Origin of the sequence: Paenibacillus sp. FSL H7-0350 (assembly GCF_038593195.1) — a bacterium.
Lineage (GTDB): Bacteria > Bacillota > Bacilli > Paenibacillales > Paenibacillaceae > Paenibacillus_AQ.
The window spans coordinates 3291425-3303057 of the sequence record NZ_CP151972.1 but is presented as its reverse complement, the minus strand read 5'-3'; the positions used below and the strand labels follow the sequence as shown (position 1 = coordinate 3303057).

General features: G+C 47.6%; 5 protein-coding genes, 16 tRNA genes and 2 rRNA genes. 22 read left to right on the top strand and 1 reads right to left on the bottom strand.

The features are described 5' to 3' along the window. Positions 1-104 precede the first annotated feature (104 nt). Positions 105-470, bottom strand: coding sequence for a DUF2614 family zinc ribbon-containing protein (locus tag NYE24_RS15070; RefSeq protein ID WP_036696297.1), 366 nt, complete (start codon positions 468-470; stop codon positions 105-107). Positions 471-598: 128 nt separating this feature from the next. Between NYE24_RS15070 and NYE24_RS15065 the strand changes: the two genes are divergently transcribed. From NYE24_RS15065 to NYE24_RS14960, 22 genes are all read left to right on the top strand, one after another. Beyond that, positions 599-1474: a nucleotidyltransferase-like protein gene (locus NYE24_RS15065; RefSeq protein WP_036696296.1), complete on the top strand. Its 876-nt coding sequence runs from the start codon at positions 599-601 to the stop codon at positions 1472-1474. A 433-nt stretch (positions 1475-1907) separates the two neighbouring features. Beyond that, positions 1908-3468, top strand: a 16S ribosomal RNA gene (locus tag NYE24_RS15060). Positions 3469-3736: 268 nt separating this feature from the next. Continuing rightward, positions 3737-6665 (top strand): 23S ribosomal RNA (locus NYE24_RS15055). Together the 16S and 23S rRNA genes with 16 tRNA genes alongside form the textbook arrangement of a ribosomal RNA operon. Before the next feature lie 62 nt (positions 6666-6727). Then, positions 6728-6803, top strand: a tRNA-Asn gene (locus tag NYE24_RS15050). A gap of 3 nt (positions 6804-6806) precedes the next feature. Further along, positions 6807-6896, top strand: a tRNA-Ser gene (locus NYE24_RS15045). Between the two features lie 23 nt (positions 6897-6919). After that, positions 6920-6994: transfer RNA gene (locus NYE24_RS15040), tRNA-Glu, on the top strand. A 20-nt stretch (positions 6995-7014) separates the two neighbouring features. After that, positions 7015-7090, top strand: a tRNA-Val gene (locus tag NYE24_RS15035). A 33-nt stretch (positions 7091-7123) separates the two neighbouring features. Further along, a tRNA-Met gene (locus NYE24_RS15030) sits at positions 7124-7200 on the top strand. 4 nt (positions 7201-7204) lie between these two features. Beyond that, positions 7205-7282 (top strand) — tRNA-Asp (locus NYE24_RS15025). Between the two features lie 21 nt (positions 7283-7303). Further along, a tRNA-Phe gene (locus NYE24_RS15020) sits at positions 7304-7379 on the top strand. A gap of 15 nt (positions 7380-7394) precedes the next feature. Beyond that, positions 7395-7470, top strand: a tRNA-Thr gene (locus tag NYE24_RS15015). Positions 7471-7474: 4 nt separating this feature from the next. Continuing rightward, positions 7475-7560: transfer RNA gene (locus NYE24_RS15010), tRNA-Tyr, on the top strand. Between the two features lie 5 nt (positions 7561-7565). Then, positions 7566-7639 (top strand) — tRNA-Trp (locus NYE24_RS15005). 27 nt (positions 7640-7666) lie between these two features. After that, positions 7667-7742 (top strand) — tRNA-His (locus NYE24_RS15000). 48 nt (positions 7743-7790) lie between these two features. Then, positions 7791-7866: transfer RNA gene (locus NYE24_RS14995), tRNA-His, on the top strand. Positions 7867-7886: 20 nt separating this feature from the next. After that, positions 7887-7961, top strand: a tRNA-Gln gene (locus NYE24_RS14990). A gap of 6 nt (positions 7962-7967) precedes the next feature. Then, positions 7968-8042, top strand: a tRNA-Gly gene (locus NYE24_RS14985). Positions 8043-8050: 8 nt separating this feature from the next. Beyond that, positions 8051-8124 (top strand) — tRNA-Cys (locus NYE24_RS14980). A gap of 29 nt (positions 8125-8153) precedes the next feature. Further along, positions 8154-8232: transfer RNA gene (locus tag NYE24_RS14975), tRNA-Leu, on the top strand. Between the two features lie 400 nt (positions 8233-8632). Continuing rightward, on the top strand, positions 8633-9817 hold the full coding sequence (locus tag NYE24_RS14970) for a sensor histidine kinase (protein ID WP_076161068.1): 1185 nt from the start codon (positions 8633-8635) through the stop codon (positions 9815-9817). Then, positions 9814-10458, top strand: a complete 645-nt coding sequence (locus NYE24_RS14965) for a response regulator transcription factor (protein WP_179090519.1) — start codon at positions 9814-9816, stop codon at positions 10456-10458. Before NYE24_RS14970 ends, NYE24_RS14965 begins: the two co-directional genes overlap by 4 nt. A 235-nt stretch (positions 10459-10693) precedes the next feature. Continuing rightward, the gene (locus tag NYE24_RS14960) at positions 10694-11626 is read left to right on the top strand and encodes an ABC transporter ATP-binding protein (RefSeq protein WP_342479012.1); all 933 of its coding nucleotides are present in this window, start codon (positions 10694-10696) and stop codon (positions 11624-11626) included. The last annotated feature ends 7 nt before the right edge of the window (positions 11627-11633 follow it).

Below are 11633 nucleotides of genomic sequence, written 5' to 3'. Positions count from 1 at the left end.
GTTGTCCTACAGTGGACAACACCTTTTTTGGCAGACAATACTATTCTTACATTACCTTGTCTCTTAATAAATGCATAATATCAGTAAGAACTGCATGGAGAGGATTAGTGTTTCAGTTGCTGGGTTTCAAGCTCTTCGGCAGTAATGGTTGCTTGTGCAGCGTCCATGGTGAGGATGGTATGGCAGAACATACAGCGGTCAGTTTTGCCCAGCATTTTGGTCAGCTTATGGCACTCTGGACATTCCACCTGAACCGCACTGGTTGAGAGCATGCCCGCCCAGAAATAAATAGCCAGACTGGCCATCATAGAGACGAGTCCAATGACAAGACCGACAGCAGCGACGACTTTTCCGGCAGATCCCCAGAATACAATGCCTGCGGTTCCCATGATCATGAGACCCATGCCCAGCATGGTCAGAAGCAGTCCCCAGGTGCGAAAAGCATTGATTTTAGCCGATTTAAATTTCATGAGTATGATCTCCTAACTGAAATATAGTTCGGTTGTTCAGGAGGAACTGGCATGAATATGTAGAATAAGCTTATGTATAGAGATTATAACTGACGGACGCAAAATCGCCAAATTTGATGGAGGGAAGTATGGAACTGTCCAATTTGACCCTATTAAGCGGGGAGACATTTGAGGAGAATGTTCTGGGAGCCGTTGCTTGGCGGCAAAGAGGGGATGCCACGTTTCAGAGTGCGCTGTTGCACGATTTTGATATGGTGGTTCTTCTGCTGCACGAAGAACAGGAGACGGAACGCATCATAACCCATAGCATTGCCGGTGATAAGCGGACGCAATCGGTGCATGTAGGTCTATCTGCATTGGAACGTGCTGTAATGGCCGGGGATAACAACGAGCTTCTTAGCAGCCTGATATCCGGAGAGGTACTCTGGGACCCGAAAGGGATCTTGGCAGAGATGCGCAAGCAGCTCACTCAGTTTGAGGGCCCGCTCAAAGAACGGGTGCTGTTTATGGAATTCGCCCGTTTTTTACATATGTATATTAAGTCCAAGCGATACATTGAAGCAGGCTGTACCATGGATGCCTATAATTGCGTACTCATTGCCTTGTATCATTGGGCGCGCATTGAAGTGAGTGAAGCGGGGTATTTCCCGGAACCGGCAGTATGGGGACAGGTGAAAAGTCTGAACTCACCGGTCCATAAGCTATATGAAGAATTGACTATCAGCACAGAGACGCTGGACCAGAGAATCGAGCTTATCCTGCTTGCCTGTGAATTTGCCCTCATGTCAAAAATGGAGGATTGCTGTACCATGCTGCTTCATATCCTGGGCAGTCGCAAGGAGGCGTGGAGTATTAAGGAGCTTCTGCAGCATTCGGGGCTCAGCCCGCTCCAGGCAGAATTGCCGCTTGTGCTTCGCAAGCTGGTTTCCCGTTCATTAATTCGGGAGATCGCCTCCTGGGCAGTTGAAGCTGGAGACGGTCATGCCATTCGTTATACCCTTTAAATTCACAAATCGCCTACTGGCGGTAACAGCTTTATATAGATAGCATTAGCGGGAGAATGGAGAGAGTAAATGTACTCTCTTTTTTTATTTGTCCAGGTTTGCAGAAGAGCTGGAACGGAACAGAATATTTAGGGTTGACTAGGGTGTAGTTCTTATGATAAATTATAACTCGTCCCTCTGACATAACGATGCGCAGCAATGCAGTCGTAAATCAGCCGAAAAAAGAAAATTAAAAAAAGGTTGACTAAAACGAGGTCGCTGTGATATATTATAAAGGTCGCTGCTGAGACAAAAAACAGCGACGAAAGATGAACTTGATCTTTGAAAACTGAACAACGAGTGAGTATCGGAGATCGCTTCGGCGAGATCCAAATTAGAGAATGTAAATTCTCGTCAGATGTTTCAAAATGAGCAATCGCTCTTTCTAAATACCAATTTGGAGAGTTTGATCCTGGCTCAGGACGAACGCTGGCGGCGTGCCTAATACATGCAAGTCGAGCGGAGTTTGAAAGGAAGCTTGCTTCCTTTCAAACTTAGCGGCGGACGGGTGAGTAACACGTAGGCAACCTGCCCTCAAGCCTGGGATAACTACCGGAAACGGTAGCTAATACCGGATAATTTCTTTTTTCTCCTGAGGAGAGAATGAAAGGCGGAGCAATCTGCTGCTTGGGGATGGGCCTGCGGCGCATTAGCTAGTTGGTGGGGTAATGGCCCACCAAGGCGACGATGCGTAGCCGACCTGAGAGGGTGAACGGCCACACTGGGACTGAGACACGGCCCAGACTCCTACGGGAGGCAGCAGTAGGGAATCTTCCGCAATGGGCGCAAGCCTGACGGAGCAACGCCGCGTGAGTGATGAAGGTTTTCGGATCGTAAAGCTCTGTTGCCAGGGAAGAACGTCCGGTAGAGTAACTGCTGCCGGAGTGACGGTACCTGAGAAGAAAGCCCCGGCTAACTACGTGCCAGCAGCCGCGGTAATACGTAGGGGGCAAGCGTTGTCCGGAATTATTGGGCGTAAAGCGCGCGCAGGCGGTTATTTAAGTCTGGTGTTTAAACCTTGGGCTCAACCTGAGGTCGCACTGGAAACTGGGTGACTTGAGTACAGAAGAGGAAAGTGGAATTCCACGTGTAGCGGTGAAATGCGTAGATATGTGGAGGAACACCAGTGGCGAAGGCGACTTTCTGGGCTGTAACTGACGCTGAGGCGCGAAAGCGTGGGGAGCAAACAGGATTAGATACCCTGGTAGTCCACGCCGTAAACGATGAGTGCTAGGTGTTAGGGGTTTCGATACCCTTGGTGCCGAAGTTAACACAGTAAGCACTCCGCCTGGGGAGTACGGTCGCAAGACTGAAACTCAAAGGAATTGACGGGGACCCGCACAAGCAGTGGAGTATGTGGTTTAATTCGAAGCAACGCGAAGAACCTTACCAGGTCTTGACATCCAACTAACGAAGCAGAGATGCATCAGGTGCCCTTCGGGGAAAGTTGAGACAGGTGGTGCATGGTTGTCGTCAGCTCGTGTCGTGAGATGTTGGGTTAAGTCCCGCAACGAGCGCAACCCTTGACTTTAGTTGCCAGCAGGTTAAGCTGGGCACTCTAGAGTGACTGCCGGTGACAAACCGGAGGAAGGTGGGGATGACGTCAAATCATCATGCCCCTTATGACCTGGGCTACACACGTACTACAATGGCCGGTACAACGGGAAGCGAAGCCGCGAGGTGGAGCCAATCCCAGCAAAGCCGGTCTCAGTTCGGATTGCAGGCTGCAACTCGCCTGCATGAAGTCGGAATTGCTAGTAATCGCGGATCAGCATGCCGCGGTGAATACGTTCCCGGGTCTTGTACACACCGCCCGTCACACCACGAGAGTTTACAACACCCGAAGTCGGTGGGGTAACCCGCAAGGGAGCCAGCCGCCGAAGGTGGGGTAGATGATTGGGGTGAAGTCGTAACAAGGTAGCCGTATCGGAAGGTGCGGCTGGATCACCTCCTTTCTATGGAGAATCGTCTTCTGCAACGAAGACATTCAAATCGGAAGCTTTGCTTCCAAAAAGAACCCTTGGGTTCGAATACTCACTCGTTGGTCAGTTTTGAGAGTTTAAGCTCTCATCTTTACCTTGATCCTTGAAAACTGGATACCGAAACGAATTTGCGTTTTAGAACATCTTTTAGCTGAAACTTGTGTAAGCAAGTTGAAATAGTTATTAGTTGCTACAAAGTGAAGGTTTTTGATTGTGCAAACAAGCAAAACACCGGAACGTTGGTTAAGCTACTAAGAGCACACGGAGGATGCCTAGGCGCCAGGAGCCGACGAAGGACGTGGCGAACAACGAAACTGCCTCGGGGAGCTGTAAGCAAGCTTTGATCCGGGGGTGTCCGAATGGGGAAACCCAGCTGTGGTAATTCGCAGTTACTCATTTCTGAATACATAGGAAATGCAGAGGCAGACCAGGGGAACTGAAACATCTAAGTACCCTGAGGAAGAGAAAACAATAGTGATTCCGTCAGTAGCGGCGAGCGAACGCGGAACAGCCTAAACCAAGGGGCTTGCCTCTTGGGGTTGTGGGACGTCTCACATGGAGTTACAAAGGAATATGGTAGGCGAAGAGGTCTGGAAAGGCCCGCGATAGAGGTAAAAGCCCTGTAGCCTAAACTGTGTTCTCTCCGAGACGGATCCCGAGTAGTGCGGGGCACGTGAAACCCCGTATGAATCCAGCAGGACCATCTGCTAAGGCTAAATACTACCTGGCGACCGATAGTGAAACAGTACCGTGAGGGAAAGGTGAAAAGCACCCCGGAAGGGGAGTGAAATAGAACCTGAAACCGTGTGCTTACAAAAAGTCAGAGCCCTTTCTATGGGTGATGGCGTGCCTTTTGTAGAATGAACCGGCGAGTTACGTTTAACATGCAAGGTTAAGGTGAGAAGCCGGAGCCGCAGCGAAAGCGAGTCTGAATAGGGCGACTCAGTATGTGGACGTAGACCCGAAACCGTGTGATCTACCCCTGTCCAGGGTGAAGGTGCGGTAACACGCACTGGAGGCCCGAACCCACGCATGTTGAAAAATGCGGGGATGAGGTGGGGGTAGCGGAGAAATTCCAATCGAACTCGGAGATAGCTGGTTCTCCCCGAAATAGCTTTAGGGCTAGCCTCGGTGAATGGAGTGGTGGAGGTAGAGCACTGATTGGGTGCGGGGCCCGCAAGGGTTACCAAGCTCAGTCAAACTCCGAATGCCATTAACTTCTTGCCGGGAGTCAGACAGTGAGTGCTAAGATCCATTGTCAAAAGGGAAACAGCCCAGACCATCAGCTAAGGTCCCCAAGTGTGTGTTAAGTGGGAAAGGATGTGGAGTTGCACAGACAACCAGGATGTTGGCTTAGAAGCAGCCACCATTGAAAGAGTGCGTAATAGCTCACTGGTCGAGTGACTCTGCGCCGAAAATGTAACGGGGCTAAACACACCACCGAAGCTATGGCTAGATGCTTTGCATCTGGGGTAGGGGAGCGTTGTATGTGGGTTGAAGGTGTACCGTAAGGAGCGCTGGACAGCATACAAGTGAGAATGCCGGTATGAGTAACGAAAAGATCAGTGAGAATCTGATCCGCCGAAAGCCCAAGGTTTCCTGAGGAAGGCTCGTCCGCTCAGGGTAAGTCGGGACCTAAGGCGAGGCCGAAAGGCGTAGTCGAAGGACAACAGTTTGAAATTACTGTACCACCGTAATCCGCTATGAGCGATGGGGTGACGCAGGAGGGTAGTGACGCGGACTGATGGATGTCCGTCTAAGCAGTGAGGCTGGTGTGTAGGCAAATCCGCACACTATTAAGGCCAGGCTGTGATGGGGAGCGAAAATTATAGTAGCGAAGGTCATGATCTCACACTGCCAAGAAAAGCCTCTAGTCAGGAGAAGGTGCCCGTACCGCAAACCGACACAGGTAGGCGAGAAGAGAATTCTAAGGCGCGCGGAAGAACTCTCGTTAAGGAACTCGGCAAAATGACCTCGTAACTTCGGGAGAAGAGGTGCCTCGGTAGGGTGAATAGCCCGAGGGGGCCGCAGTGAAAAGGCCCAAGCGACTGTTTAGCAAAAACACAGGTCTGTGCGAAGCCGTAAGGCGAAGTATACGGGCTGACGCCTGCCCGGTGCTGGAAGGTTAAGGGGAGTGGTTAGGGGTTAAACCCGAAGCTGTGAACCGAAGCCCCAGTAAACGGCGGCCGTAACTATAACGGTCCTAAGGTAGCGAAATTCCTTGTCAGGTAAATTCTGACCCGCACGAATGGCGTAACGACTTGGGCGCTGTCTCAACGAGAGATCCGGTGAAATTTTAATACCTGTGAAGATGCAGGTTACCCGCGACAAGACGGAAAGACCCCATGGAGCTTTACTGCAGCTTGATATTGAATTTGGGTACGATCTGTACAGGATAGGTGGGAGCCGTTGAGGCAGGAGCGCAAGCTTCTGCGGAGGCGCCGTTGGGATACCACCCTGATCGTATCTAGGTTCTAACCTAGTACCGTAATCCGGTACGGGGACCGTGTCAGGCGGGCAGTTTGACTGGGGCGGTCGCCTCCTAAAGAGTAACGGAGGCGTTCAAAGGTTCCCTCAGAATGGTTGGAAATCATTCGCAGAGTGCAAAGGCATAAGGGAGCTTGACTGCGAGACCTACAAGTCGAGCAGGGACGAAAGTCGGACTTAGTGATCCGGTGGTACCGCATGGAAGGGCCATCGCTCAACGGATAAAAGCTACCCTGGGGATAACAGGCTTATCTCCCCCAAGAGTCCACATCGACGGGGAGGTTTGGCACCTCGATGTCGGCTCATCGCATCCTGGGGCTGAAGTAGGTCCCAAGGGTTGGGCTGTTCGCCCATTAAAGCGGTACGCGAGCTGGGTTCAGAACGTCGTGAGACAGTTCGGTCCCTATCTGTCGTGGGCGCAGGAAATTTGAGAGGAGCTGTCCTTAGTACGAGAGGACCGGGATGGACGTACCGCTGGTGCATCAGTTGTTCCGCCAGGAGCATGGCTGAGTAGCTACGTACGGACGGGATAAGCGCTGAAAGCATCTAAGCGTGAAGCCCCCCTCAAGATGAGATTTCCCAGTATGTAAGACCCCTTGAAGACGACGAGGTAGATAGGTTGGAGGTGGAAGTGCAGCAATGCATGGAGCTGACCAATACTAATCGGTCGAGGGCTTATCCAAATTTCTATCACGCAGATTCGTTTCGGATTCAGTTTTCAGGCGATCAAGCTTGATATGTATATTCCCTGATAGCTCAGTTGGTAGAGCACTCGACTGTTAATCGAGTTGTCACAGGTTCGAGTCCTGTTCGGGGAGCCATATGGAGAGGTGTCCGAGTTTGGCCGAAGGAGCACGATTGGAAATCGTGTAGGCGCCACAAGCGTCTCGAGGGTTCGAATCCCTCTCTCTCCGTAGCAATACTTTTTACACAGCATGGCTCGTTGGTCAAGGGGTTAAGACACCTCCCTTTCACGGAGGTAACATGGGTTCGAATCCCATACGAGTCACCAATTTTTTGGAACTGATACATGGAGGCTTAGCTCAGCTGGGAGAGCATCTGCCTTACAAGCAGAGGGTCGGGGGTTCGAACCCCTCAGCCTCCACCATCTATCTTTAACCGAATAGATTTTGTTCAATGACGCGGGGTGGAGCAGCCCGGTAGCTCGTCGGGCTCATAACCCGAAGGCCGCAGGTTCAAATCCTGCCCCCGCAACCAATTTGGAACCGTGGTGTAGTTGGCCTAACATGCCTGCCTGTCACGCAGGAGATCGCGGGTTCGAATCCCGTCGGTTCCGCCATTTTTACCAAATTATTTATATGGCTCGGTAGCTCAGTCGGTAGAGCAAAGGACTGAAAATCCTTGTGTCGGGGGTTCGATTCCCTCCCGCGCCACCATATACAACTTAATATGCCGGTGTAGCTCAATTGGTAGAGCAACTGACTTGTAATCAGTAGGTTGGGGGTTCAAGTCCTCTCGCCGGCACCATCGTGGAGGCTTAGCGAAGTGGCCAAACGCATCAGACTGTAAATCTGCTCACGTACGTGTTCGGTGGTTCGAATCCATCAGCCTCCACCATTTTTAGGGGCATAGTTTAAAGGTAGAACAACGGTCTCCAAAACCGTTGGTGTGGGTTCAATTCCTGCTGCCCCTGCCAAGTAATTTCATATAAAAGAATCATATGGCGACCGTGGCGAAGGGGTTAACGCACCGGATTGTGGTTCCGGCATTCGTGGGTTCGAGACCCATCGGTCGCCCCATTTCTTTTATAAGAATTACATAGCAGTACAACTTAAAAGCTTCACATGGCGACCGTGGCGAAGGGGTTAACGCACCGGATTGTGGTTCCGGCATTCGTGGGTTCGAGACCCATCGGTCGCCCCATTTTCTTTTAAACAATATATTGGGGATTAGCCAAGCGGTAAGGCAACGGACTTTGACTCCGTCATTCATAGGTTCGATTCCTATATCCCCAGCCATTATATGCGGACGTGGCTCAGCGGTAGAGCATCGCCTTGCCAAGGCGAGGGTCGCGGGTTCGATTCCCGTCGTCCGCTCCATTTCATGTGGTGCCATAGCCAAGTGGTAAGGCAAAGCTCTGCAAAAGCTTTATCCCCAGTTCAAATCTGGGTGGCACCTCCATTATTTTTTTGGAAATTATATATGTATACGCCGGCGTGGCGGAATGGCAGACGCGCTCGACTCAAAATCGAGTGGGAAACCGTGGAGGTTCGAGTCCTCTCGCCGGTATAATAATAAAAAGGATCTTACATCTACTAAGGAGTAGATGTAAGATCCTTTTTATTATTAGTGTTCTTATAGACTGTAGAGAATCAATTAGAAATGCTTTTGTTGAAAAATTGGGTAAAAAAGAAGCACATTCCTGGCTTACATACTATCCCAAGGGGAGGATGGTGATGTCAGAGGCTTTGGTTAGTTCTTCAGCCATTACCAGCCATTATACGTTGAGGTGACTCGGTAAGTAGAGCATCACCAAGACGGGCTCGACTTAAAATTGAGCGGAAAGTCGTGGAGGTTCGAGTTCTCTGGCCAGTATTTTAAAAAGGGTTATTATGAATAAATGGTTTTGTGTTATATTATAGGTAAAACCTGTATGTAAAAATTGCAACTAAGTAAGAGGGACTGATTCATGGTAAAATTAAGTGTACTTGGAAATAAGATGGTGATACAGAAAGTTATTATGGGATTTTCACTGTTCTCAATGTTTACAACGCTTCTCCATAAGTATTCAGGAGATGAGCAAATCATTCTGTTCCTCACTGTAGTTATTTTTCTTTTTTTTGTGAATGATTTCACTAGAGAAAGGTATCAGAAGCATACCAGCATGATGTGGATTGTATCCTTTATTTTCAGTAATGTATTGGCAGGATTCTTACTCTTTAAAATTTACTGTATTGGTACTCAGATTTACATTATTATATTACTGGTCGAAATCATTGTAAGCACACATAAAATTCCTATATATATTTTGGGGTTACATTTTACTATTTTTGCTGCTTCGCTGATAGCTGATCATACCACTCTCAGAGATATTTTATCATCTTATTTAATCATCATATCTATTGTCTACCTGTTTCGAAACGGAGTGCTTGAGAAGTCTAGAACTCAAGAGCTAAATCAGGAATTGCAGCTGGCAAATAATAAACTTCACGAATACTCTCATAAGATACAGGAGCTGACGATTTCAAAAGAAAGAACAAGGATTGCCCAAGAGCTCCATGACTCCCTGGGACATTATCTTGTCGCCTTAAATATGAACCTTGAATATGCTAGTACAGTCGTTAACATAGAGCCTGATAAAGCAAGATCGGCTATTAATAAAGCCCATCAGCTCTCTAAAGAATGTATTGTTGATCTTCGGAAAACTGTAGTTCTTCTAAGCGAGGAGCGACTATCCAAAGAACTTGAACAATCCCTTAGTGAGATGTTCAACAACTTTACCGGCACAGACAAGATTCAATTCGAACTGGATATGGATCAAGAAATAGAATATACAGATTCGGATATCAAGAATTGTATATATAAAACTGTTCAGGAGTCCATAACTAATGGCATCAAACATGGGAAGGCCACACGTTTCTCAATTGCCATTTACAAATATTCCGATCATATCTCCTTGCTTATTCATAATAATGGAACTGGCAGTAAGGAGATCATTAAATCTAAAGGGATTCAAGGGATTGAGGAGAGAATTTTAGCCTTGGGAGGGAGTGTTTTTTTTCATTCGAATAACTCTTCAGGATTTAACGTTGAGGCCAGTATTCCCAGAATTGCTGACGATTTTGAGGTTAACAAGGAGGAACATTCATGGTGAATATTATTATAGTGGATGATCAGCAAATTGTCCGGGAAGGCTTGAAGATGATTCTTAGTCTGAATAATGAAATCAGTGTAATCGGTGAAGCTTCTAATGGGGAAGAGGCACTGGAGCTTCTAACCTATAGCTCTCCCGAAGTAATTCTCATGGACATCAGAATGCCTGTAATGAATGGAATTGAAGCAACCAAATTGGTCAAAGCTAAATATCCTGATATTAAGGTGATTATTCTAACCACCTTTAACGACAATGAGTATATATTTGCAGGCCTTAAAAATGGAGCTGACGGATATATATTGAAGGATTCAGGTGCCCAGGAAATTATTTCGTCCATTAAGACCGCCTGTGAAGGAAACATCCTTTTAAATCCGAAGATTACACGGGAGGTAGTGAACGCTCTGAACTCAGCACAGAATACAGGAACGGAAATTATACGGAATGAGCAAATTCTTCAGTTACTTACACCACGTGAGCTTGAGGTCGCCAAATGCATTATGGAAGGCAAAAGCAATAAAGAGATCAGCACTAACCTGTTTATTACTGAAGGTACTGTTAAAAACTATGTCTCGCGAATGCTGGAGAAGCTTGAGCTTAAAAACAGAACAGAATTAACACTTTGTCTGCAAAAATCACTGTAATCCCGGTATGTGCGCAGACTGAGGTTTCAGTTAAGCCGTCCTTATCGTAATCCGTCTATCTCAGACGGATTACGATAAGAACGGCTTATTTATGTTTGCCTCCTGTATGACTAAAGTAATCTACATAACTGGTTACTAAAGTAATACTCAGATTGAGTACTATAGTGAATATTTATAAGTGGATGCGGGGGGTACAATGAGAACAGATCAGAAATGAACGAGAGGTGCTTCGCAAATGCTTGAATTAATTCATCTGACCAAAACCTACAATAACGTCAATGTGGTTAACAATATTTCGCTAAGTGTGAAGCGTGGTGAAATTTTTGGCCTATTAGGTCCTAACGGAGCCGGAAAATCAACGACTGTCTCTATGATCAGCACAGTGCTGACACCCAGCAGCGGAAGTATCATCATTGATAAAAAATCACTTAAGGATCATCCTATTGAGATTAAAAGAATTATGGGGATCGTACCGCAGGATCTGGCCTTATACCAGGCTCTAAGTGCCAGGGAGAATCTGGAGTTCTTCGGGAGTCTATACGGACTTGGCGGAAAAAAGCTAAAAAGCAGGACGGATGAGGTTCTAGAGATTATAGGGTTGCAAGATAAAAGAAACCAGGATGTGGCTGAGTTCTCCGGAGGAATGAAACGCCGGGTCAATATTGGAGTGGCACTAATGAACAATCCCAAGCTATTGATACTGGATGAACCTACAGTGGGTATCGATCCTCAATCGCGAAATCATATTCTGGAGACAGTGAAAAGACTGAATCAGGAAAGAGAAATGACTGTGATCTATACGAGTCATTACATGGAAGAAGTTGAGTATTTATGCCGGAATGTTGCCATCATCGACCACGGGTCTCTGATTGCCCAAGGAACCAAAGAAGAATTAAAGGATGGCTTAGCTGCTTGTGACACACTCACGGTGAATTTTAGCGAGGCGAGTGAGGAGGCGCTTGAACAGCTAAACCGGATCTCCGGAATATCCAAAGTGGATGTAACAGGCAATCAAATCAGGATGCTGGTTTCAACCAGCCACAGGAATGTGATTGAAATTGTTGATGAAATTAAGAATACGGGAATAAAGCTTACTAGCTTCAACTATGAGGAAGTTAATCTGGAGAGTATCTTTCTGCAGATCACAGGAAAGGCCTTAAGGGGGTAATGGGGGT

Coding starts and splice junctions, on each gene's coding strand:
- NYE24_RS15070 (WP_036696297.1), bottom strand. CDS start 470: ATGAAATTTAAATCGGCTAAAATCAATGCTTTTCGCACCTGGGGACTG.
- NYE24_RS14960 (WP_342479012.1), top strand. CDS start 10,694: ATGCTTGAATTAATTCATCTGACCAAAACCTACAATAACGTCAATGTG.
- NYE24_RS14970 (WP_076161068.1), top strand. CDS start 8,633: ATGGTAAAATTAAGTGTACTTGGAAATAAGATGGTGATACAGAAAGTT.
- NYE24_RS15065 (WP_036696296.1), top strand. CDS start 599: ATGGAACTGTCCAATTTGACCCTATTAAGCGGGGAGACATTTGAGGAG.